This window comes from Acidithiobacillus albertensis, assembly GCF_001931655.1.
Lineage (GTDB): Bacteria > Pseudomonadota > Gammaproteobacteria > Acidithiobacillales > Acidithiobacillaceae > Acidithiobacillus > Acidithiobacillus thiooxidans.
Window position 1 is genome coordinate 513,578 of sequence record NZ_MOAD01000001.1, and the last position, 21,128, is coordinate 534,705.

The window sequence follows — 21,128 nt, forward strand, 5'->3', positions numbered from 1 at the left end:
GCATGTTATCGGAAAAGTCCCTGAAAGCTATTGCCTTTGAGCGCAGCAAGTATCCGCAGGAAGAGGCGCGTTCTGCGTTGCTGGCGGCACTGCGTATTGCCCAGGAAGAACAGGGTTATCTGCGTGATGAACTGATTGAATATGTGGCAGAAATTCTGGGTTTGCCAGCCATTCAGGCTTTTGAGGTAGCGACTTTTTACACCATGTATGACCTCAAGCCCGTGGGTCGCCACAAGCTCTGCGTCTGTGGCAGCGTGTCCTGCTTTCTGAACGGATCAGACAGAATCATTGCTCATCTGAGTAAAACCTTGGGAATCGGTCTGGGTGAAACGACGGCTGATGGCTTGTTCACCCTGCAGGAAGTGGAATGCCTGGGTGCCTGTAAAGATGCGCCGATGATGCAGCTGGGAGATCGCTACTACGAAAATCTGACTCCAGAAAGTCTGGATGCCCTGATTGCCCAATTGCGGGGAGGATCTGAAGATGTACGTTAATGGCGTTACGCTGCAGAATCGTGGTATTCCCGACTCCCATCGTCTGTCCGTGTATGCCGGAACCGGTGGTTATGAAGCTTTGCGCAAGGTCCTCCAGGAACCGATGGCGCCTGAGCAGATTATTGCCGAAATGAAAAAATCCGCTCTGCGTGGACGCGGTGGTGCCGGCTTTCCGACCGGACTGAAGTGGAGTTTCATGCCCAAAGGGGTCAGCGGCACGAAATACCTGCTCTGCAATGCCGATGAGGGCGAGCCCGGTACCTGCAAGGATCGGGATATTATGCGCTATGAACCGCATCGCCTGATTGAGGGGATGATTATTGGTGCCTATGCCATGGGTGCCACGGCAGGCTACATTTTTATTCGTGGCGAGTTCATTGAACCCATCCATATTGTCGAGGATGCGCTGGCTGAAGCCTATGCAGCGGGGTATCTCGGCCAGAATATTCTGGGTACCGGTTTTTCCTTCGATTTGTATGTATATCGGGGTGCCGGGGCCTACATTTGTGGGGAAGAAACCGCGCTCATGGAAGCCCTGGAAGGCAAAAAGGGTCAGCCGCGCTTTAAGCCACCTTTTCCCGCCAGCTACGGACTTTATGGGCGCCCCACCACCATCAACAACGTCGAAACGTTCGCCTCGGTGCCGGACATTATCACCAGGGGCGGCGAGTGGTTTTTGAATCTGGGTAAACCCAATAATGGGGGCACCAAGATTTTCTCCGTCACTGGTCAGGTCCAGAAACCCGGAAATTACGAAGTCCCCATGGGGCTTCCGTTCCGGGAATTGCTGGAGATGGCCGGGGGCTTGCGTCCTGGTCGCCGGCTGAAAGCGGTGATTCCCGGTGGAACCAGCACGGCGATGGTGGCTGGGGAGGTGATGATGGATGTCACCATGGATTACGACTCCATTTCCAAGGCGGGTTCGGCTTTGGGTGCGGGTTCCGTGATTGTCATGGATGACAGTGTGTGCATGGTCCGCACGGTGGAGCGCATTGCCCGTTTTTATATGCATGAGTCTTGTGGTCAATGTACACCCTGCCGCGAAGGCATGGGTTGGTTGTGGCGGGTCATGCATCGCCTCGAAAACGGTCAGGGTCGGGAAGAAGACCTGCAACTGCTTCTGGATGTGGGTTCGCGGATTGAGGGGCGGACCATCTGCGCCCTGGCAGATGGTGGTGTGGCCCCAGTGGTGAGTTCCATCAAACTGTTTCGTGAGGAATATGAATACCATATTGAACACAAAAGCTGCATGATCAGTATGGGAGAACACTGATGCTGCATATTGAAATAGACGGACAGCAAGTCGAAGTGGCAGCAGGGACCACGATCATGGAGGCCGCTGAATCTCTAGGGATTTACATTCCGTTTTTCTGCTATCACCCCAAACTTTCTGTTGCCGCCAATTGCCGGATGTGTCTGGTGGATGTGGAAAAAGCGCCAAAACCCTTGCCTGCCTGCGCCACCCCGGTGTCCGACGGAATGAAAATAGCCACGGCTTCGCGCAAGGCGAAAATGGCCCAGCAGGGTGTTCTGGAATTTTTGCTGATCAACCATCCTCTGGATTGTCCGATTTGTGATCAGGGCGGCGAATGTCCCTTGCAGGATATCACCATGGGCTTTGCCAATCCCCACAGTCATTACGATGAGGAAAAACGGGTTGTCGAAGACAAGGATATCGGTCCGCTGATCACTACGGAAATGACCCGCTGCATTCAGTGTACCCGCTGTGTGCGTTTCGGGCAGGAAATCGGTGGCATCAAGGAGCTTGGGGCTACCGGACGCGGTGAACACATGGCCATTGGCACTTATGTAGCCAAGGCTGTGAAATCGGAATTATCCGGAAACATGATTGATTTATGTCCGGTGGGCGCGCTGACCAGCAAACCCTTCCGCTACAAGGCCCGCTCCTGGGAACTGAAGCACACCCCCGGCATTTGTCCGCATTGTTCCACGGGCTGCAATACCGATGTCCAAAGTCTGGGCAAGGAAGTGCTGCGGGTTTTGCCGCGCAATAATGAAGCCGTCAATGAACAGTGGATTTGTGACAAGGGGCGCTATGCCTACACCGGATTGAATGCGCCTGATCGGGTGACCAAGCCTTTGTTGCGCGATTCACAGGGTAAGTGGACGGAAGTCTCCTGGGCCGAAGCCCTGGAAGCGACGCTCGCCGGACTGGAAAAAGTGCTGGCCCGTCACGGTGCAGACAAGCTGGCCGGACTGATTTCCGGACAGTCAAGCAATGAAGAACTGTTTTTGTTCCAGGCCTTGTTGCGCGGACTGGGTAGCCCGCATGTGGATCATCGTCTGCATCAGCAGGATTTCCGTGCGGATGCGGCCATGCCTCTTTATCCGGCGCTGAATATGAGTCTGGAAGAACTGGAAAGAGAGCCACTGATTGTGCTCTGTCATGGCTTCACCCGACACCAGCAGCCGCTGACCAACCATCGCCTGCATAAGGCGGTACTGAACGGCGGCAAGGTAGTGAGCATTGACAGCATGCGTCAGGATTTCAACTTTCCGGTCACTCAGATCGTTGCCGGGGCGGGTGAAGATCTGGCCTTGTACCAGCAACTGGCGGGGCATTTTGCCCATGTTCATGAAGAAAAACAGAGCGATGGTCTGGTAGATTTGGCCCGGGAAATGGCGGCAGCAGATAATCCGCTCATTTTGATTGGCAGTGCCCTGCTGCATCATCCCCAGGCTGCTGATCTGCTGGCGCAGGTGGAAAGCATTGCCGAGCTGGCGGGTGGGCGGATTGGCTGGCTGGCAGATGAAAGCAACAGTGCCGGAGCCTGGTTGAGTGGCTGTGTACCCCAGCGCGCTCCTGGCGGTCACCTGCTGGCAGAGCCCGGTTTGCCTGCAGGTGCCTGCTGGAATGCCGAAATGCAGGGCTTTATTCTTTTCGGCGTAGAGCCGGGTGTGGATAGTCTTGCAGGAGCACAAGCCGTCCAGCGCCTGCGCGATGCCGAGTTTGTTTTAAGCATCAGTCATTTTGGGAATGAGGCCCGGCAGTATGCGGATGTGATATTACCCATGGCCGCGTTTGCCGAGGGTTCAGGTTCTTATGTGAATAATGAAGGACGCTGCCAGTCCTTCCGCGCGGCAGTGAAATTACCCGGTGAAGCCCGGCCCGGCTGGAAAATATTGCGGGTATTGGGTGATGGTCTGAAGCTGCCGGACTTTCAGTACAATGAACTGAGCGAAGTGAGCGCCGCCTGGCATCATGCCGTAGGCGACTATGGTATGGATATTCCGCCTTTCCACGCCTTCCCAGCACTGGAAGCAGTGCAACCCATACCAGCAGGCGCGTTGTTGCGCCTTGGCGACTGGCCCATATATCAGGGGGATCCTCTGGTACGCCGGGCCAAGCCGCTGAGTACCCCCCTGGTTGCCAGAATGCATCCCGATCAGGCCCGTCAGTCGGGAATTCAGGGTGAGGCCGTGGAAGTCAGTTCCGCATCAGGAAAAGTCACTCTGGCCCTGGATCTGGATACGCATATTCCTCTGGGTTGCATCTGGATTCCTCTGGGCTACCCGGAAACTTCAGGACTTGCTGCGCCTTATCTGCCCTGTTCCGTAGCGATGGCAGCATTACTGCCGGAAACCCAGAGGGCATCATAATGCATGATTTTTATCAAACCGGCTGGTGGGCAGTCATCTGGTCGATTATCAAAATTGTCATTGTGGTGGTGCCGTTATTGCTGGGTGTGGCTTACCTGACCCTGGCAGAACGCAAGGTCATTGGTTACATGCAGGTCCGTCTGGGACCCAACCGGGTGGGTTTCAGAGGTTCGCTGCAGCCTATTGCCGATGCGCTGAAGTTGATGTTCAAGGAAGTCATCATTCCCACCAGTGCCAACCGCTTTCTGTTTCTGGCAGCGCCGGTGCTGGCTTTTGTCCCTGCGCTGCTGGTCTGGGCGGCGGTACCCTTCGGGCCGGATGTGGCTATCTCCAACATGAACGCCGGTTTGCTGTATGTGCTTGCGATTGCCGGGTTGGGCGTGTACGGCATTATCGTGGCAGGCTGGGCTTCCAATTCCAAGTATGCGTTTCTGGGCGCCATGCGTGCCGCCGCACAGCTGGTTGCTTACGAAATCGCCATGGGTTTTGCCCTGGTCGGAGTGTTGATGTTGGCCCAGACCCTGAATCTGAGCAAAATTGTCGAGGCCCAGGCCGGTGGCGGATTCTGGTCCTGGTACTGGTTGCCCCTTTTCCCGTTTTTTCTGGTGTATTTTATTTCCGGTGTGGCGGAAACCAACCGCGCACCTTTTGACGTAGCGGAAGGCGAGTCGGAAATTGTCGCCGGTTTCCATGTGGAATATTCTGGAATGGCTTTCGCCCTGTTTTTCCTGGCGGAATATGCCAACATGATTTTTGTGTCGTTGTTGACGACGGTCCTGTTTCTGGGCGGTTGGTATGCACCCATCAACACCCCGTTATTGACCTGGATACCCGGCCTGGTCTGGTTGCTGCTCAAAACCGCTTTTCTGCTGTATGTGTTTTTGTGGATTCGGGCAACATTCCCACGCTATCGCTATGACCAGATCATGCGCCTGGGCTGGAAAGTGTTCATTCCGGTAACCATTGCCTGGATTGTGGTGGTGGGTATTGCCCTGGAAACACCCATGCGTGCCATTCTGCGCTGAGGAGAACAATATGCAAATTCGCCCGAAGCAGTGGTTCAAGACTTTTTTCCTGACGGAAATGCTGCGCGGTATGCAGCTGACCGGTCGGTATTTTTTTGCCCGCAAAATCACCGTGCAGTATCCCGAAGAACAAACGCCCCAGTCTCCGCGTTTTCGGGGGCTGCATGCCCTGCGCCGTTATGAGAACGGTGAAGAACGCTGTATCGCCTGTAAATTATGTGAAGCCGTGTGTCCGGCATTGGCTATCACCATTGAAAGTGAACAACGTAATGATGGAACCCGACGCACCACTCGTTATGACATTGATCTGAGCAAGTGCATTTTTTGTGGTCTTTGTGAAGAATCCTGTCCGGTGGATTCCATTGTCGAAAGTCGGGTGTTGTCCTATCACGGCGAAATTCGTGGGGATCTGATTTATACCAAGGATATGCTCCTCGCCAATGGTGATCGCCTGGAAGCAGAATTGGCAGCGGATCGCGAAGCAGACCGCGCATATCGTTGACAGGAAAATAATTATTATGATCATAACCACCATCCTTTTTTACCTTTTTTCGGCGATATTGCTGGGTTCTGCGACAGCGGTCATCACGGCAAGAAATCCGGTCTATGCGTCTTTGTTTCTGGTCCTGGCGTTTTTCAATGCCGCCGCCCTGTTCATTTTGCTGGGCGCAGAATTTTTGGGTCTGATCCTGATTCTGGTTTATGTGGGCGCGGTCATGGTGCTTTTCCTGTTTGTGGTGATGATGCTGGATATTAATTTGACCCGTCTCAAGGAAGGGTTTTTGAGTTACCTGCCGCTGGGGCTGGCCATTGCCATTCTGGGCGTGCTGGAACTGGCCGTGGTTTTCTGGACTTCGCCGTTGGGCCATATTCCTGCTCCCGGCCCTATTCCTGCCAATGCAGATAATACCCGCGCCCTGGGCGTATTGCTTTACACTCATTATTTATATCCCTTTGAAATTGCGGCGGTGATTTTGCTGGTTGCGATTATTGCGGCTATTGCCCTGACCTTGCGGCGCCGCCAGGGCACTAAAACCCAGAGTATTGATGCGCAAATGGCAGTACGTGCCAAAGACCGCATCAGCCTGGTGAATTTGCGGGGGCCGGAACAATGATGATGGGTGGACAACCAACGCTCGCCGCTTATCTGATACTCGGGGCTATCCTGTTTTCCATCGGTGTGGTGGGGATTTTCCTGAACCGCAAAAACGTGATTATTTTGCTGATGGCCATTGAATTACTGCTGCTGGCAGTAAATATCAATCTGGTGGCATTTTCCCGCTATCTGGGGAATCTCGAAGGGCAGGTTTTTGTGTTTTTCATCCTGACGGTAGCTGCTGCTGAAGCGGCCATTGGTCTGGCCATTCTGGTGGTTTACTTCCGGAACCGCCGGAGTATCAACGTAGAAGATATTGACGAGTTGAGAGGCTGATATGTGGGTTTTTGACTGGTTGAATGCCTTTCCGCCTCTTCTTGTGTACCTGATTATTCCGTTGGCACCACTGGCTGGCTCTCTGGTGGCCGGTTTTGGCGGCTGGAAGCTGCAGGAACAAGCGCACTGGGCGCCCTTAGCGGGGGTCGCGGTCTCTTTTTATCTGGCCCTGGCGGTACTGTTTCAGACCCTGCATGGTGTCGATTTTTACGGCAATATCTATACATGGGCTGTGCTCGGCCATCTGCAAGTCCCCATCGGGTTTGATGTGGACAGCCTGACCGCGCTGATGCTGGTGGTGGTTACCTTCGTGTCGCTTTGTGTGCATTTATACACCATAGGCTACATGCATGGTGACCCTGGTTATGCCCGCTTTTTCAGTTATATTTCTCTGTTCACTTTCAGCATGATCATGCTGGTGATGAGCAACAATTTTCTGCAGTTGTTTTTTGGTTGGGAAGCGGTGGGTCTGGTTTCCTATCTGCTCATCGGTTTCTGGTTCCAGCGCGAAAGCGCCAATGTCGCCGCCCTGAAGGCATTTATTGTCAATCGGGTCGGCGATTTCGGTTTTCTGATTGGTATTGCGGCTATTTATCATTACTGCGGCAGTCTTGATTACCGCACGGTATTTGCCATGGTGCCCCATCTGGTCGGCCAGACCGTAGTAATTATTCCCGGGCATCCCTGGAATGTACTGACCTGGATTGCCTTGCTGCTGTTTATTGGTGCCATGGGCAAATCAGCCCAGGTACCGCTGCATGTCTGGCTCCCGGAATCCATGGAAGGTCCAACTCCCATTTCGGCGCTGATTCACGCCGCGACCATGGTCACTGCCGGGATTTTCATGGTGGCCCGGATGTCGCCCATTTATGAACAGTCGGCCACGGCGTTGACCGTCATTTTGTTGATTGGCTCTATTACCGCCTTGTTCATGGGGCTGATCGGCCTGGTGCAAAATGACATCAAGCGCATTATTGCCTACTCGACCCTTTCCCAGTTGGGATACATGACGGCTGCACTGGGGGCTTCGGCCTTTTCAGCGGCTATTTTTCACCTCATGACCCATGCTTTTTTCAAAGCGTTGCTGTTCCTGGCGGCGGGCTCGGTGATTCATGCCATGGCCAATGAGCAGGACATCCGCAAAATGGGCGGCTTGCGCAAGGCCATGCCCATCACTTACATCACCTTTCTGATAGGCGGCCTCGCGCTGTCAGGTATCCCGCCCTTTGCCGGGTTTTTCAGCAAGGATCTGATTATCGAAGCCGTGGGCCTCTCCACCCTGCCGGGAGCTGGCTGGGCCGAGTTCATGCTGGTTGCGGGGGCCTTCGTCACAGCTCTTTATACTTTCCGTATGTTTTTCATGGTGTTCCACGGTACACCCCGCATGGACCCCTACACCCGGGACCATCTGCATGAGTCACCCTTGGTGATTACGGTGCCACTCATTGCCTTGGCTATTCCTGCGGTATATGCCGGTTGGGCGTACATCGGTCCGGTAGGCTTGGGGCATTTTCTCGATTCTTCGCTGGTTATTGCTCCGCAGTTCAACACCATCGGTGAAATTGCCGCGCATTGGCAGGGCGCTGCTGTGTTTCTTTTGCATGGTCTGGAAGCCTGGCCCTTTTGGTTGGCCGTGGCGGGTATTGTCTGTGCTGCCTACTTTTATGCCTGGAATACGGGTTTACCCGAATGGCTCAGCCGCATCCTCAGTCCGGCAGTGTGGCTGCTGGAAAGCAAATACGGTTTTGATGCTTTTAATAATACGGTTCTGGTACGCGGAGTGATTCAGTTTGGACGGTTGTTCTGGCATGTTGGTGACGAAAAACTGATTGACGGCCTGATGGTCAATGGCACCGCTTTCGGCATCGGCAAGTTGGCGTTGTCCTGGCGTAAAGTGCAAACGGGATACATTTATCATTATGCTTTCGCCATGATTATCGGGTTGATTTTATTCATGACATATTTTGTGATCTGGAAGGGGTAGGCACTGATGAACGCTTCGCTCCTCAGCTATTCTATCTGGATACCCATCGTCGGCGGCCTGCTGGTTTTAGCCGTTGGAGATCACCGTGCGGCGCTGGCGCGTTGGTTGGCCCTGATCGTGTCCTTGCTGGCCTTTGCCGTTACCATCCCCCTCTATACGGGTTTTGATACGCACACTGCGGCCATGCAATTCAGTGAGCGGGTTGCGTGGATTCCTTCCCTGAATATTTATTATCACCTCGGTGTGGATGGTATATCCCTGTGGTTTATATTGCTGACCAGCTTTTTGACCGTACTGGTGGTCATCAGCTCCTGGCGTAATGTCCAGACCCGGGTTGCCCAATTCATGGCGGCTTTCCTGATTATGGAAGGCATGATGATCGGCGTGTTCTGCGCCCTTGATGCCATTCTCTTTTATGTATTCTGGGAAGCCATGCTGATTCCGATGTTCCTGATTATCGGCGTCTGGGGTGGACCACGACGGGTGTATGCCACCATCAAGTTTTTTCTGTATACCTTCCTGGGTTCCGTGTTGATGCTGGTGGCTTTGTTGTACCTGTATTTTCACAGCGGCAACAGTTTCGACTTGCTGGTTTATCAGCATACCCCCCTGGGAATGACAGCGCAGATTCTCATATTTATTGCTTTTTTTGTGGCGTTTGCGGTAAAAATTCCGATGTGGCCAGTACATACCTGGTTACCGGATGCCCACGTGGAGGCGCCTACCGCCGGATCGGTTGTACTTGCAGCTATCATGCTGAAGATGGGGGCTTACGGTTTTCTGCGCCTGAGTCTGCCCATTGTTCCGGATGCCAGCCACAAACTCGCTTGGCTGATGATTCTGCTTTCCCTGATCGCCATTATTTATGTGGCGCTGGTGGCTATTGTTCAGGAAGACATGAAAAAACTGGTGGCGTACTCCTCCATTGCCCACATGGGCTTTGTGACGCTGGGCTTTTTTGTGTTTGATAGTGTGGCCATTGAAGGCAGTATTATTCAGATGCTCTCTCACGGCTTTATCAGTGCCGCCATGTTCCTCTGCATCGGCGTGCTCTATGACCGTATGCACACCCGAAATATCAAAGCCTATGGAGGGGTCGCCAACGTCATGCCGATATTTGCGGCGTTGATGATGTTATTCGCCATGGGCAATGTGGGGTTGCCGGGGACTTCCGGTTTTGTGGGAGAGTTCATGGTGGTACTCGGCACGTATCAGGTGAATCCGTGGTACGCGATTCTTGCCGCTACCGGTCTGATTACCGGAGCCAGCTACACTTTGTGGCTTTTCAAACGCGCTATTTTTGGTGGAATTGTGCACCCCGAGGTGGCAGCCCTGAAAGATCTCGATGCCCGCGAAATGCTGGTGCTTGGGACTCTGGCGGCGTTCACCCTGCTCTTGGGCGTATGGCCCGCACCTTTCCTTGATATCGTACATACCTCGGTACAGCATCTGGTGGCGCAGATAGCTGTTTCGAAAATTCCGGCGTAGAAGGACACTGCCTATGAATGCTTTTCTGCTGCATTGGACTTTTGCGATACCGGAAATCTGGGTGTTGATCATGGCCTGCGTGGTGTTGCTGGCGGATTTATACCTGGGCGAACGACTGCGGGACGTGGCTCCGGTGCTGACCGTCCTGACGCTGCTGGGTGCAGCAGTGCTGACCTTTTTTGAATTGGGACAAAGTGGTACGACTTTCGCCGGTTTGCTGGTGCTGGATCCGTTTACCAATGTGGCCGAATTGTTCAGCTATCTGGCCGTATTGATGGTGGTGCTCTATTCGCGACGCTATCTGATGGATCGTGGCATATACCGGGGCGAAATCTATGTGTTGCTGCTTTTTGCCCTCCTGGGTGTCATGGTGATGGTCTCGGGCGCCAACCTGTTGAGCATCTATCTGGGGCTGGAGCTTTTAGCGCTGAGTCAATATGCGCTGGTTGCCTTCAATCGCGACAGTCTGGTCGCAACCGAAGCAGGGCTGAAATATTTTGTTCTGGGTGCCCTGGCTTCAGGTTTGCTGCTTTACGGTATGTCGCTGCTCTACGGACTGACAGGAACCCTGGAGGTTCGCCATATTGCTGCAGCACTGGTGAATGTCACCAGCAGTAATCTGATTCTGGTATTTGCCCTGGTCTTTATCGTGGCGGGTATTGCTTTCAAGCTCGGTGCAGCCCCCTTTCACATGTGGTTGCCGGATGTCTATCAGGGTGCACCCACGGTGGTAACGACCTTTCTGGCTTCAGCGCCTAAAATCGGCGCCTTTGCCCTGATTATTCGCCTGTTGGTAGATGGTGGGTACGGCATGCTGGAATCCTGGCAGCAGATATTTATTGCCCTGACATTGGTGTCTCTGCTGGTAGGCAACCTGATTGCCATTGCCCAACAGAATCTGAAACGGATGCTGGCCTACTCAACCGTAGGGCATGTGGGTTTTCTTTCCCTGGGCATAGTTGCGGGGACAGAAGCTGGCTTTGCCAGTGCATTTTTCTACACCATTGTTTATGTGCTGATGTCTCTGGCCGGTTTCGGGATGATTCTGCTCCTCACCCGGGCGGGTTTTGAGGCGGATCGCATTGATGATTTCAAGGGATTATCGCAGCGCAAACCCTGGTATGCCTTTTTGATGCTCATCATCATGTTTTCCATGGCGGGTGTTCCACCGACGGTGGGCTTTTATGCCAAGCTGGCGGTGTTCCAGGCCGTCATTGCAGCGGGTTATGTGTGGTTGGCGGTGATCGGTGTATTGCTGGCAGTAATTGGCGCCTTCTATTATTTGCGGGTCGTTAAAGTCATGTATTTTGATGCCCCTGAACCGGAAAGCGGGCCGATCGTGCGCGATGATCTTGCCAGTGCTACCCTCAGTATCAACAGTCTGGCCTTACTGGTTCTGGGGATTGTCCCCGGACCGCTGATGGCCTTCTGTTTTTATGCCATGCAGGGAGTGATTTGATGGATATGCATAATTGGGTATTACTTTATATATTACTGGCTTTTGTGGTAGCCAATTTGCCCTGGCTGAGTAATCGCCTGTTTTTTATACGCCCGGTTGCGGGAGGCAAGGCCTTGCAGTGGTACCTGCTGGAGTGGTTGGTGATGTACTTCATTGTGGGGCTGATCGGCATGGCTGTTGAAAACAGTCTGGATGGTAGCCTTCATGCCCAGGGGTGGGAATTTTATGTGATTGCCCTGTGCATGTTTGCCGTTTTTGCCATACCGGGTTTCATCTGGCGCTTTAACGTGCTGCCCATGTTGCGTAGATCTTGACCGGAGCCCGCGTAATGGGTACATTTGCGGGCTGCAGGCGCGTAGCTCAGGGGGAGAGCGCTACCTTGACACGGTAGAGGTCGGCGGTTCGAAACCGCCCGTGCCTACCAAATCCCGCACCAGAGGGAGGAATCTCTCTGGTGCTTTTTCTTTGGAGGGGGCATATGCCAGACATTCAGTTGCCAGACGGTAGTCATCGACAGTTCCCTGAACCCCTCACCGGGCTGGAACTGGCGCGCACTATCGGCAGCGGACTCGCCAAGGCAGCAGTAGCCATGCGCGTCGATGGTACCCTCAAGGATCTTTCCACGGTGCTGGATGAGAATGTGGCTGTAGCCATTATCACCAAGGACAGTCCCGAAGGTCTGGAAGTGATTCGCCACTCGACTGCGCATTTGATGGCGCAGGCGGTTCAATCGCTGTTTCCGGGTGTTCAGGTGACTATCGGCCCGGTGATTGAAAACGGCTTTTATTATGATTTTGCCAGTGCGCGCAGCTTTACGGTGGAAGATCTTGCCGCCATTGAAAAGCGGATGCGCGAACTGGTGAAGCAGAATCTTGCCGTCCAGCGCGAAGTATTGTCTCGTGATGCCGCCATTGATCTCTTCGAGAGCATGGGTGAAGACTACAAGGTCCAGATTATCCGTGATATTCCGGCCAGTGAAGCATTGAGTTTGTACCGCCAGGGTGATTTCGTAGATCTCTGCCGGGGTCCTCATGTGCCTTTTACCGGATCACTGGGTGCCTTCAAGTTGCAGCGGGTGGCCGGAGCCTACTGGCGTGGAGACTCCCGCAACCCCATGTTGCAGCGTATTTATGGAACGGCCTGGGCGAGCCAGAAAGATCTGGACGCCTATTTGCAGCAGCTGGCTGAAGCTGAAAAGCGCGATCATCGCCGTATTGGCACCGAACTGGATTTGTTCTCCATTCAGGAAGATGCCGGGGGTGGATTGGTTTTCTGGCATCCCATGGGTGCCCGGATCCGGCGGGTCATTGAGGACTTCTGGCGCAGTGCCCACGTAGATGGGGGCTATGAATTACTGTTTACCCCGCATATTGCCCATGAACAGTTGTGGCACACTTCTGGACACAAGGATTTCTACGCGGAATCCATGTTTGATCCCATGCAGGACGAGGGCCAGCCGTATCAGCTCAAGCCCATGAACTGTCCTTTTCATATTCTGATTTATAAAGACAAGTTGCGTTCCTATCGGGATTTGCCCCTGCGTTGGGCGGAACTGGGGACGGTATACCGTCATGAAATGTCTGGAGCACTACATGGTTTGATGCGGGTGCGCGGCTTTACCCAGGATGACGCCCATGTGTTCTGCCGCCCTGATCAGATTGCGGTGGAAATTGGCGAAGTGCTGACGCTGGTTCAGAAAATTCTCGGTACCTTTGGTTTTGACCGCTACGAAATCAACCTTTCCACCCGGCCAGAGCACTCCGTGGGTAGTGATGCCATCTGGGAAACAGCTACCGAGGCTTTGCGGACCGCTTTGGATCGTGCGGGCCTGGAATATCAGGTGGATGAAGGGGGCGGAGCTTTTTACGGCCCGAAAATCGATCTGAAAATTCAGGATGCCATTGGCCGTAAATGGCAGTGCAGCACCATCCAGCTCGATTTCAACTTGCCCGAACGTTTCGGGATGGAGTATGTGGCCGAAGATGGTTCGCGGCAGGTGCCCATTATGGTGCATCGCGCCATATTTGGTTCTGTGGAGCGCTTTTTTGGCGTGCTCATCGAACATTACGAAGGAAAATTCCCATTGTGGCTGTCACCCGTGCAGGTTGCGGTACTTCCGATCAGTGAGCATTTTGTCGAATATGCGGAATCTGTCACGGCAGCATTGAGCAAAATCGGCCTCCGTGTCGAAACGGACTTGAGAAACGAGAAGATAGGTTATAAGATACGCGCCCACACCCTGCGCCGGGTGCCCTATATGCTGGTCGTCGGAGAACGCGAGCAGGAAGCGGGAACCGTGGCGCTCAGGGATCGGAACGGTCAGGACTTGGGTTCCCATAGCATTGCTGCGCTGGGCACCGCTCTGCAGAAAATGCATCAGGAGCGACAGAATACCCTGGAGTGGCAAGGCTAGCGAGGAGGATAAGGCGATCGCGACGGAGAAAGAGGTCAATATCAACCGGGAAATTACCGCAGCGCGGGTCCGGCTGATAGGGGTGGAAGGTGAACAAATGGGTGTGGTTTCCTTTATGGAAGCTTTGTCGGCCGCTGAAGAAGCCGACCTGGATCTGGTGGAAATTGCCCCACAGGCCGAACCACCGGTTTGCAGGATCATGGATTACGGCAAGTTTCGCTTTCAGGAAAGCAAACGTCAGCATGAAGCGAAGCGTCGGCAAAAGCAGACCCAGGTAAAGGAAATCAAATTCCGTCCGCGTACGGATGATGCCGATTACCAGATTAAGCTCCGTAATATCATGCGTTTTATTGATGATGGAGACCGGGCAAAAATCACCCTGCGCTTTCGTGGTCGTGAGATGTCTCACCCGGAACTGGGCATGGAACTGCTCAACCGGGTAGAAAAGGATTTAGCAGAAGTCGGGGTGGTTGAACAACGGCCACGCATGGAAGGACGGCAAATGGTGATGATTGTCGCCCCAAGGAAAAAATAGGAGAGCATCGTGCCAAAAATGAAGAGCAATCGCGGAGCGGCCAAGCGTTTCAAGCGCACCGGATCCGGCAAGTTTAAGCATCGTCAGGCGTTTTTGAACCACATCCTGACCAAAAAAACGACCAAGCGGAAGCGTCATCTGCGCCATACCTTGGTGACTTCGGGAAGCGATCAGGCTGCCTTGCGGCGCATGCTTCCCTACGCTTGATGACAGAGGAATCGTACCATGCCTAGAGTAAAACGTGGCGTAACCGCCCACGCCCGTCATAAAAAAGTCCTGGCGCGCGCCAAGGGCTTCCGTGGTCAACGCAAAAGCAACTTCCGCATCGCCCATCAGGCGGTGATGAAGGCCCTGACTTATGAATACCGCGATCGTCGTACCAAGAAGCGGGACTTCCGCAGCCTCTGGATTGTGCGCATCAATGCCGCAGCACGTTCAGAAGGTTTGAGCTACAGCCGTTTCATGAATGGTTTGCTGCGTGCGGGTATTCAGCTGGACCGCAAGGTCCTTGCGGATATTGCGGTGCGCGACAAGCCGGCGTTTACCCGTCTGGTTGAGGTGGCTAAGGGCCAGTTGGCCGCTTAATTGTGACGGAGGCTGTGGATATGTCGCTATCTTCCATAGCTTCCCTTGCAGAGGCCGCGCGTGATATTGCGGCCGCTGCGGATCTTGCCGCGCTGGAACAAATCCGTCTGCACTGGTTGGGTAAAAAGGGTCTGTTGACCCAGGCCATGCAGCAACTCGGACAATTATCTCCAGAAGCGCGTCGTGAAGCCGGACAATTACTGAATGTGCGCAAGGAGGAAGTGCAGAATCTGCTGCAATCCCGCCGGACCGTACTGGAAGCTGCACGGATTCAAGCCCGCCTGGAGGCTGAGCGGATAGATGTTACTCTACCCGGAAGGCGCGTTGCGTTGGGGAGTAGTCATCCCATCCGTCAGACCCTCGAATGGATAGAGCAATATTTTTCCGGTTTGGGTTTTGAAATTAGTGATGGTCCCGAAATAGAAGACAATTATCATAATTTTGAAGCGCTGAATATTCCCGAAGATCATCCAGCGCGGGCCATGCACGATACGTTCTACTTTGACCAGAATCGGGTGTTGCGTACGCATACCTCTCCGGTACAAATCCGCTTTCTCGAAAACCATCAGCCGCCTTTGCGGATGATTGCAACGGGACGCGTATATCGGCGGGATTCTGATATTACCCATACCCCGATGTTTCATCAGGTGGAAGGGCTACTTCTTGATGAAGAAGCCAGTTTTGCTGATTTGCGTGGCCTGCTGGAAGATTTTCTTCAGAATTTTTTTGCCAAACCGGATTTGCCGGTGCGCTTTCGTCCTTCCTATTTCCCCTTTACGGAGCCTTCTGCAGAAGTGGATGTAGGCTGTGTCATCTGCGGTGGTTCAGGTTGTCGGGTTTGCAAGCAAACCGGCTGGCTGGAAGTGCTGGGCTGCGGCATGGTGCATCCGGCAGTACTGACTGGTGCCGGAGTAGATGGCGAAATATTCGGCGGCTTTGCTTTTGGCATGGGCATCGAAAGACTGACCATGCTGCGTTATGGGGTCAATGATTTGCGTCTCTTTTTTGAGAACGATCTGCGCTTCCTCAAGCAGTTTTCCTGAGGAGCGAAGGTTATGCGTATCAGTATTCAGTGGCTTCGTGATTGGTTGGATTTCTCCTGGAATACGGAAGAAATCGCCCGTCGCCTGACCATGGGCGGTATTGAAGTAGAAGCGATGGAGCCCGCTGCTCCGCCTTTCCATTCTGTGGTCGTTGCGGCAGTACAAAGCGTGGCAGCGCATCCGGAAGCCGACAAGCTGCGAATCGCTCAGGTAGATGTTGGTGACGGCACCCTGCGGACGATTGTCTGTGGGGCTGCAAATCTGGCTGAAGGGCAGCGGGTACCCCTGGCCTTGCCGGGGGCGGAGTTGCCGGGTAATAAAAAAATAGCCATTTCGGAACTGCGCGGAGTGCGTTCGGAGGGCATGCTTTGTGCGGCTGGTGAGCTGGGTCTGGAAGATGGCAGTAGCGGATTGTTGATTCTGGATGCAGAGGCTCCCGTAGGTGCGGATCTGCGGACCTACCTGCATTTGGATGATGAAATTCTGACTTTGGGTATTACCCCTAATCGCGGTGATGCCTTGTCTATAAAGGGCGTTGCACGCGATCTGTATGCCCTTGGGGCGCAGCAACTGCATGACCCCCGGGCTGTCACACAAGACCACGAATGGTCTCAGCAGGACTCCACCCAAGAACCCGTGCAGGGTGATTACTCTGTCTCAATAGAGGCTGAAGCCAGAACGGCTTGTCCCAGTTATACCGCATTGTGGATTGACGGCGTACCAAATCGCTTACCGGATTTTTTGCGCGAGCGTTTGCGCCGGGCCGGCCAGCGCAGCATCCACCCGATGGTGGATTTGCTGAACCTCTGGATGTTTGATGCCGGTCAGCCTTTGCACGCTTTTGATGCTGATACGATTCAGGGTGGACTGTGTGTACGCTGGGCCAGGACCGGAGAAGTCCTTGATGCGCTGGATGGCCGCGATCTGAACCTGGAGCCGGATATGTTGGTCATTGCCGACGCGCAGGGACCAGTGGCACTCGCGGGTATTATTGGCGGACGCCGTAGCAGTGTGACCGCGCAAACCCGTTCCATTATTCTGGAAGCGGCGTTTTTCCAACCCAAGGCCATTCAGGGCCGCGCACGTCGACTGGGTTTGCAAACCGATGCTGCCATGCGCTATGAGCGGGGTGTGGATTTTAATCTGGCTCCGCAGGTAGCCAGAGGCGTGCTCGCGCAAATGATGGAACTGGCCACCGTGCAGTTGCGAGCCTCCCATTCATTTACCCTGAAGGGCCAGTTGCCAGCTTCCGCCGAAATTTCATTGCGGCAGAAACGTCTTGAGCGGGTGATGGGAATGCCCTACGCGGCGGCCGTTGTTGAGCAGTTGCTGACGCGTTTGGGTCTGCAGATCCGTCCGGTGCAGGATGGTTGGCAGGCTACTGCCCCCAGCCACCGTTTTGATCTGCGGATTGAGGCAGATCTGATTGAAGAGGTGGGAAGAATTTACGGTTATGACCATCTGCCAGCCCATCGCCCTCGTGGCCTCTTGCAGGCGGTGCCCGATAATCAATCATCATCTCAGCAGTTGCGCCATATTTTGCAGGCCCGCGATTATCACGAAGTCATTACCTACAGTTTTATCAGTCAGGAATCTCAGAATGATTTCCAGCCGAATGCGGATGCACCCGCCTTGCTGAACCCCTTGTCAGCAGACCTGGCGGTGATGCGTGCCAGCCTCTGGCCGGGTTTGCTGCAGACCTTGCAATTTAATGCGAAGCGTCAGCAGGATCGTATTCGTCTTTTTGAAATGGGGCGGATATTTTCGGCAGATCGGCAGAGCATGATCCTGGCAGGTTGTATATGGGGCGCCGCAGATCGGGAAAACTGGGCGCAAACGGCCAGGGATGTGGATTTTTTTGATCTTAAAGGGGATGTAGCCGCCATTCTGGCGTTATGGCCACAAACCCATTTTGAGTTCCAGACTTTGTCCACTGAGCATGCGCTGCATCCCGGACAGGCCGCAGAAATTCTGGTTGAAGGCTGCAGAATCGGGATGCTCGGGGCTCTGCATCCGACCCTTGCAGCGCGCTATGACCTAGACAAATCGGCCTTTTTCTTCTATCTAGACATAGAGATGCTGGAACATCTGCAGAAAGGGCGACATTTTACGGCGTTGTCACCCTATCCTGCCTTGCGCCGGGATATGGCGTTGGTCATACCCGATAACATTGAGGCAGGAGCTGTTCTGGCCGCAATGCAGCAAGCTGCCAGTGCGGTGGTGCAGGAAATTCGTATTTTTGATCGCTATCAGGGGGAATCCCTGCCAGCAGGGACCTACAGTTTGGCATTTGCGCTCATTTTGCAGGATCGTGAGCGTACGCTGACTGAGGCTGATGTACAAATGGAATTGGAGCGAATGCTCACAGCAGTGAAGCAAATCGGCTCCATAGAACTCAGGGCATAGGGAGACAAGAAAGTGGCCGTCACGAAAGCAGAAATTGTTGATATGTTGTTTGAAACCATGGGCTTGAACAAGCGTGAAGCCAAAGGCGTTGTGGAAGCCATGTTTGATCATATTCGCGAAAACCTGGCCCAGGGCGAAGAAGTGAAACTCTCCGGCTTTGGTAATTTCACCCTGCGCGATAAAAACCCCCGCCCAGGACGTAATCCCAAAACCGGCGTGGAAATTACCATCACCGCACGGCGGGTTGTGACTTTCCATCCGAGCCAGAAGCTCAAAGCCTACGTCAATGGTAGCGAACCAGATAACGGCTAAGGGTAAAGCTGGCAAAGAGCTCGTCGCGCTACCAGAAATTCCTGAAAAACGGTATTTCTCCATTAGCGAGGCGTCTCTGCTTTGTGGGGTAAAGGCCCATGTACTGCGCTATTGGGAGCAGGAATTCCCGCTACTCAGTCCGCTGAAAAGAAAAGGTAATCGCCGTTATTACCAGCGCCACGACTTACTATTGGCGCGACAGATTCGTGAGCTTCTATATGGAGAAGGTTACACCATCCACGGCGCTCGTGAACGACTTCAGGGGCTGCGCAACGAATCCAGTCACGGGCATCCGGTCTCAGCAGCACAACTGGAATTCGAAATGGAGGATAATGCCTCCGGCCTGAACAGGGGCACGGGCAACCGTCTGACCTACCTGCGGACTGAGTTGTCCGAATTGATAAAAATATGTGCCGGCAAGCATTGACCCGACGCCAGCGAAGCATTAGAGTAGCGGCTCTTGCGGGGCGTAGCGCAGCCTGGTAGCGCACCTGAATGGGGTTCAGGTGGTCGGAGGTTCAAATCCTCTCGCCCCGACCAATAAATCAAAGAGTTAGGATGCATCTTCCTGATTTCTTTTTCTACAATCACCGCCTTTTTCTACAATCCTGCTCAGTGGGGTGATCCGCTCAGCTTCTCTGGCTCTGATATATGCCTCAGTCATATCGCCGCTGGCATGGCCGGCCAGGGCTTGCGCGTAGTCTCTTCCAGCGACCCGCTTGGCGTCAGTAAGCGCCTTGGCTCGTATGTCATGAAAGTGAATATCCTCCACACCAGATTTGGCCACAATACGTCGCCAGGCACTGTTCCAACCGCTCACACTATAGGGTTGCCCATCTCGTGTGCAGAAGAAGTAGAGCGACCCTACCCTGCGGCGCAAACTCCTGGAACGTGCAATCACCTCGTCCAATGCATTGGTAATGATGAAGGCCATCTTTTTCCCGGTCTTGCCCTGACTGATAAGTAAAGAGTCACCGTTGATATCCGAAAGTCGAAGCCTCATGATATCGCCGCGTCGCATGGCGGTGAGGTAGGCGATATCAATGATGCACTGCCACTGGCTATCTGCATGTGACCTGATAAGGTCGAGCTCCTGGTCAGTGATGTAGCGGTCCCGTGGTTTTTCCTTGTTTCGCCTGACACCCTTGGTTGGATTGTGTTCACACCAGCCCCATCGAATGGCAAAGGAGAAGACCGTTGAAAGAAGGGCCATCTCGCGATTGGCTGCAACAGGTGATGGATGCTGATCAAGATATGCGGCGATATCCATACCTCTCACCTCGACGATCTGCATGTGCCCAAACACGGAGCGCAGCCGCGCGGATTGACGGATGTATTCCCTTTTGGTGGACTCTGCGAGCTTGGATAACTCCGTACCGATATAGCGATCTATGGCCTGCCCCATTGTGGAGCCGGAGGCATTATGTCCTTCCATCTCGGCCCACTTGGCGACAGCTTCAGGATAATTGTCTGCGAGCCTGGTCCACTGGCGCTTTCCGGCGACGAGCGTGACGTAATAGTAAACCTTGCCTTTCTGGTGCATCCTTGGCGGTAGGTTATGGTGTGACGATCTATGCCGTCCCATGTCGTTGTGTCTCCTGCTTCAGAATATCCAGTCTCGGCTCATTACGTCTGGGCATTGCCCCTGATCCAACGAGATGACGTTCGACCTCTACCCAAAGTACCACTGGTCGCCCGGTTGCCGCCACTTCATGCCTGTAACCATGGTCACATAGCCATCTGACCTGCCCAGGCTTGGTCTTCAATCCTGTGAGGCTATATAGATCTTCCGGCGTTAGAAAAGTAGCCATGATTCCAAAATCCAGTCTGCCACGCGGAAGTTCCCGCCGTTATTGCGCGTGATTCGGTGAGAGGGCTCTTTTAGGAGTAAGTTGCTCATGGATCAGCTCCCAAAATGGACTGCCAGCGGGGCCTGTGCCTGATACCTTACCGCAGTGTTTTTCCAGACTTCGGAAGGTGTTGGCGTAGAATCTTCCGGAGAGTATCCGAAAGCGATGGTGGCACCAGTGGCCGTCTCGAACCCCAAGTAAATACCTGTTACTGAAGTTGTCCCTTCGGATTGAAGCCCTGTTATGGGTAGCCGGGTGCCGTTGGGCGGGATGAGCATGCCAAGACGTGAGGCGTCCTTTGCGATCTGGATCATGATGCCACCTCGTTCCAGAGTAGAAACAGAGCACCACCGTGAGGGGGGGGCACCATGCGCGTCTATCCCGACGCGGCCTGGCACCCGAAACAGAAATGACCCTCTCGGTGCACACAGGAGTATCCGGCTAAGCAGCAACTCCAAACGGCTCCGTTGCTTTGGGCCCT

The 21,128-nt window shown here is 53.9% G+C and carries 22 protein-coding genes and 2 tRNA genes; 21 read left to right on the forward strand and 3 right to left on the reverse strand.

All coding sequences use genetic code 11. The features are described 5' to 3' along the window. The first annotated feature begins 2 nt into the window (after window positions 1–2). From nuoE to BLW97_RS02835, 21 genes are all read left to right on the forward strand, one after another. The gene (gene nuoE, locus BLW97_RS02735; protein WP_075322216.1) at window positions 3–494 is read left to right on the forward strand and encodes an NADH-quinone oxidoreductase subunit NuoE; all 492 of its coding nucleotides are present in this window, start codon (window positions 3–5) and stop codon (window positions 492–494) included. After that, window positions 484–1,767 carry an NADH-quinone oxidoreductase subunit NuoF gene (nuoF, locus tag BLW97_RS02740; protein WP_010641703.1) on the forward strand — a complete coding sequence of 428 codons (1,284 nt, stop codon included), beginning with the start codon at window positions 484–486 and terminating at the stop codon, window positions 1,765–1,767. Before nuoE ends, nuoF begins: the two co-directional genes overlap by 11 nt. Beyond that, complete coding sequence (gene nuoG / locus BLW97_RS02745; protein WP_075322217.1) at window positions 1,767–4,115, forward strand: NADH-quinone oxidoreductase subunit NuoG; 2,349 nt, start codon at window positions 1,767–1,769, stop codon at window positions 4,113–4,115. Before nuoF ends, nuoG begins: the two co-directional genes overlap by 1 nt. After that, on the forward strand, window positions 4,115–5,140 hold the full coding sequence (nuoH, locus tag BLW97_RS02750; RefSeq protein WP_024893600.1) for an NADH-quinone oxidoreductase subunit NuoH: 1,026 nt from the start codon (window positions 4,115–4,117) through the stop codon (window positions 5,138–5,140). Before nuoG ends, nuoH begins: the two co-directional genes overlap by 1 nt. Window positions 5,141–5,150: 10 nt before the next feature. Next, a complete protein-coding gene (gene nuoI, locus BLW97_RS02755; RefSeq protein WP_010641710.1) occupies window positions 5,151–5,642 on the forward strand; it encodes an NADH-quinone oxidoreductase subunit NuoI in 492 nt (163 codons plus the stop codon). Between the two features lie 16 nt (window positions 5,643–5,658). Further along, window positions 5,659–6,255, forward strand: a complete 597-nt coding sequence (locus tag BLW97_RS02760; protein WP_024893602.1) for an NADH-quinone oxidoreductase subunit J — start codon at window positions 5,659–5,661, stop codon at window positions 6,253–6,255. Next, the gene (gene nuoK, locus BLW97_RS02765; protein WP_029316355.1) at window positions 6,255–6,572 is read left to right on the forward strand and encodes an NADH-quinone oxidoreductase subunit NuoK; all 318 of its coding nucleotides are present in this window, start codon (window positions 6,255–6,257) and stop codon (window positions 6,570–6,572) included. The genes BLW97_RS02760 and nuoK overlap by 1 nt, the downstream gene beginning before the upstream one ends. A 1-nt stretch (window position 6,573) precedes the next feature. Further along, a complete protein-coding gene (nuoL, locus tag BLW97_RS02770; RefSeq protein ID WP_075322218.1) occupies window positions 6,574–8,556 on the forward strand; it encodes an NADH-quinone oxidoreductase subunit L in 1,983 nt (660 codons plus the stop codon). 6 nt (window positions 8,557–8,562) lie between these two features. Beyond that, the gene (locus BLW97_RS02775) at window positions 8,563–10,044 is read left to right on the forward strand and encodes an NADH-quinone oxidoreductase subunit M (RefSeq protein ID WP_010641734.1); all 1,482 of its coding nucleotides are present in this window, start codon (window positions 8,563–8,565) and stop codon (window positions 10,042–10,044) included. Window positions 10,045–10,057: 13 nt separating this feature from the next. After that, window positions 10,058–11,503, forward strand: a complete 1,446-nt coding sequence (gene nuoN, locus BLW97_RS02780; RefSeq protein ID WP_010641735.1) for an NADH-quinone oxidoreductase subunit NuoN — start codon at window positions 10,058–10,060, stop codon at window positions 11,501–11,503. Next, window positions 11,503–11,817, forward strand: a complete 315-nt coding sequence (locus BLW97_RS02785) for a DUF2818 family protein (protein ID WP_075322219.1) — start codon at window positions 11,503–11,505, stop codon at window positions 11,815–11,817. The genes nuoN and BLW97_RS02785 overlap by 1 nt, the downstream gene beginning before the upstream one ends. A 35-nt stretch (window positions 11,818–11,852) precedes the next feature. Continuing rightward, window positions 11,853–11,927: transfer RNA gene (locus BLW97_RS02790), tRNA-Val, on the forward strand. Between the two features lie 54 nt (window positions 11,928–11,981). Further along, entirely contained in the window at window positions 11,982–13,916 is a 1,935-nt protein-coding gene (thrS, locus tag BLW97_RS02795; RefSeq protein WP_075322220.1) for a threonine--tRNA ligase, read from the forward strand. A gap of 16 nt (window positions 13,917–13,932) precedes the next feature. Further along, on the forward strand, window positions 13,933–14,451 hold the full coding sequence (gene infC, locus BLW97_RS02800; protein WP_075323539.1) for a translation initiation factor IF-3: 519 nt from the start codon (window positions 13,933–13,935) through the stop codon (window positions 14,449–14,451). A 9-nt stretch (window positions 14,452–14,460) separates the two neighbouring features. After that, a complete protein-coding gene (rpmI, locus tag BLW97_RS02805; protein WP_010641739.1) occupies window positions 14,461–14,658 on the forward strand; it encodes a 50S ribosomal protein L35 in 198 nt (65 codons plus the stop codon). 18 nt (window positions 14,659–14,676) lie between these two features. Beyond that, entirely contained in the window at window positions 14,677–15,036 is a 360-nt protein-coding gene (rplT, locus tag BLW97_RS02810; RefSeq protein WP_010641740.1) for a 50S ribosomal protein L20, read from the forward strand. A gap of 20 nt (window positions 15,037–15,056) precedes the next feature. Then, window positions 15,057–16,079 (forward strand): phenylalanine--tRNA ligase subunit alpha, encoded by a 1,023-nt coding sequence (gene pheS, locus BLW97_RS02815; RefSeq protein WP_075322221.1) that lies wholly within the window; start codon window positions 15,057–15,059, stop codon window positions 16,077–16,079. 12 nt (window positions 16,080–16,091) lie between these two features. Beyond that, window positions 16,092–18,485, forward strand: coding sequence for a phenylalanine--tRNA ligase subunit beta (gene pheT, locus BLW97_RS02820; protein WP_075322222.1), 2,394 nt, complete (start codon window positions 16,092–16,094; stop codon window positions 18,483–18,485). Window positions 18,486–18,497: 12 nt separating this feature from the next. Next, window positions 18,498–18,797, forward strand: coding sequence for an integration host factor subunit alpha (locus tag BLW97_RS02825; RefSeq protein ID WP_024893611.1), 300 nt, complete (start codon window positions 18,498–18,500; stop codon window positions 18,795–18,797). Further along, a complete protein-coding gene (locus BLW97_RS02830) occupies window positions 18,772–19,224 on the forward strand; it encodes a MerR family transcriptional regulator (protein ID WP_010641744.1) in 453 nt (150 codons plus the stop codon). The genes BLW97_RS02825 and BLW97_RS02830 overlap by 26 nt, the downstream gene beginning before the upstream one ends. A gap of 36 nt (window positions 19,225–19,260) precedes the next feature. Next, window positions 19,261–19,337: transfer RNA gene (locus BLW97_RS02835), tRNA-Pro, on the forward strand. Between the two features lie 13 nt (window positions 19,338–19,350). Here the strand turns inward: BLW97_RS02835 and BLW97_RS02840 are convergent. The 3 genes from BLW97_RS02840 to BLW97_RS02850 form a co-directional block, all read right to left on the reverse strand. Next, window positions 19,351–20,382 (reverse strand): tyrosine-type recombinase/integrase, encoded by a 1,032-nt coding sequence (locus BLW97_RS02840; protein WP_075322223.1) that lies wholly within the window; start codon window positions 20,380–20,382, stop codon window positions 19,351–19,353. After that, complete coding sequence (locus BLW97_RS20360; RefSeq protein WP_075322224.1) at window positions 20,369–20,608, reverse strand: DUF4224 domain-containing protein; 240 nt, start codon at window positions 20,606–20,608, stop codon at window positions 20,369–20,371. Before BLW97_RS20360 ends, BLW97_RS02840 begins: the two co-directional genes overlap by 14 nt. Before the next feature lie 92 nt (window positions 20,609–20,700). Further along, complete coding sequence (locus BLW97_RS02850) at window positions 20,701–20,961, reverse strand: hypothetical protein (protein WP_075323540.1); 261 nt, start codon at window positions 20,959–20,961, stop codon at window positions 20,701–20,703. Window positions 20,962–21,128: the final 167 nt, after the last annotated feature.

Excerpts from the sequence above, each read along its gene's own strand:
- BLW97_RS02785 (WP_075322219.1), top strand. The coding sequence starts at position 11,503 with ATGGATATGCATAATTGGGTATTACTTTATATATTACTGGCTTTTGTG.
- nuoL (WP_075322218.1), top strand. The coding sequence starts at position 6,574 with ATGTGGGTTTTTGACTGGTTGAATGCCTTTCCGCCTCTTCTTGTGTAC.
- nuoG (WP_075322217.1), top strand. The coding sequence starts at position 1,767 with ATGCTGCATATTGAAATAGACGGACAGCAAGTCGAAGTGGCAGCAGGG.
- nuoH (WP_024893600.1), top strand. The coding sequence starts at position 4,115 with ATGCATGATTTTTATCAAACCGGCTGGTGGGCAGTCATCTGGTCGATT.
- pheS (WP_075322221.1), top strand. The coding sequence starts at position 15,057 with ATGTCGCTATCTTCCATAGCTTCCCTTGCAGAGGCCGCGCGTGATATT.
- BLW97_RS02760 (WP_024893602.1), top strand. The coding sequence starts at position 5,659 with ATGATCATAACCACCATCCTTTTTTACCTTTTTTCGGCGATATTGCTG.
- BLW97_RS02830 (WP_010641744.1), top strand. The coding sequence starts at position 18,772 with ATGGTAGCGAACCAGATAACGGCTAAGGGTAAAGCTGGCAAAGAGCTC.
- nuoI (WP_010641710.1), top strand. The coding sequence starts at position 5,151 with ATGCAAATTCGCCCGAAGCAGTGGTTCAAGACTTTTTTCCTGACGGAA.
- BLW97_RS20360 (WP_075322224.1), bottom strand. The coding sequence starts at position 20,608 with ATGGCTACTTTTCTAACGCCGGAAGATCTATATAGCCTCACAGGATTG.
- pheT (WP_075322222.1), top strand. The coding sequence starts at position 16,092 with ATGCGTATCAGTATTCAGTGGCTTCGTGATTGGTTGGATTTCTCCTGG.
- BLW97_RS02840 (WP_075322223.1), bottom strand. The coding sequence starts at position 20,382 with ATGGGACGGCATAGATCGTCACACCATAACCTACCGCCAAGGATGCAC.
- BLW97_RS02775 (WP_010641734.1), top strand. The coding sequence starts at position 8,563 with ATGAACGCTTCGCTCCTCAGCTATTCTATCTGGATACCCATCGTCGGC.
- nuoE (WP_075322216.1), top strand. The coding sequence starts at position 3 with ATGTTATCGGAAAAGTCCCTGAAAGCTATTGCCTTTGAGCGCAGCAAG.
- BLW97_RS02850 (WP_075323540.1), bottom strand. The coding sequence starts at position 20,961 with ATGATCCAGATCGCAAAGGACGCCTCACGTCTTGGCATGCTCATCCCG.
- nuoK (WP_029316355.1), top strand. The coding sequence starts at position 6,255 with ATGATGGGTGGACAACCAACGCTCGCCGCTTATCTGATACTCGGGGCT.
- nuoN (WP_010641735.1), top strand. The coding sequence starts at position 10,058 with ATGAATGCTTTTCTGCTGCATTGGACTTTTGCGATACCGGAAATCTGG.
- rplT (WP_010641740.1), top strand. The coding sequence starts at position 14,677 with ATGCCTAGAGTAAAACGTGGCGTAACCGCCCACGCCCGTCATAAAAAA.
- thrS (WP_075322220.1), top strand. The coding sequence starts at position 11,982 with ATGCCAGACATTCAGTTGCCAGACGGTAGTCATCGACAGTTCCCTGAA.
- nuoF (WP_010641703.1), top strand. The coding sequence starts at position 484 with ATGTACGTTAATGGCGTTACGCTGCAGAATCGTGGTATTCCCGACTCC.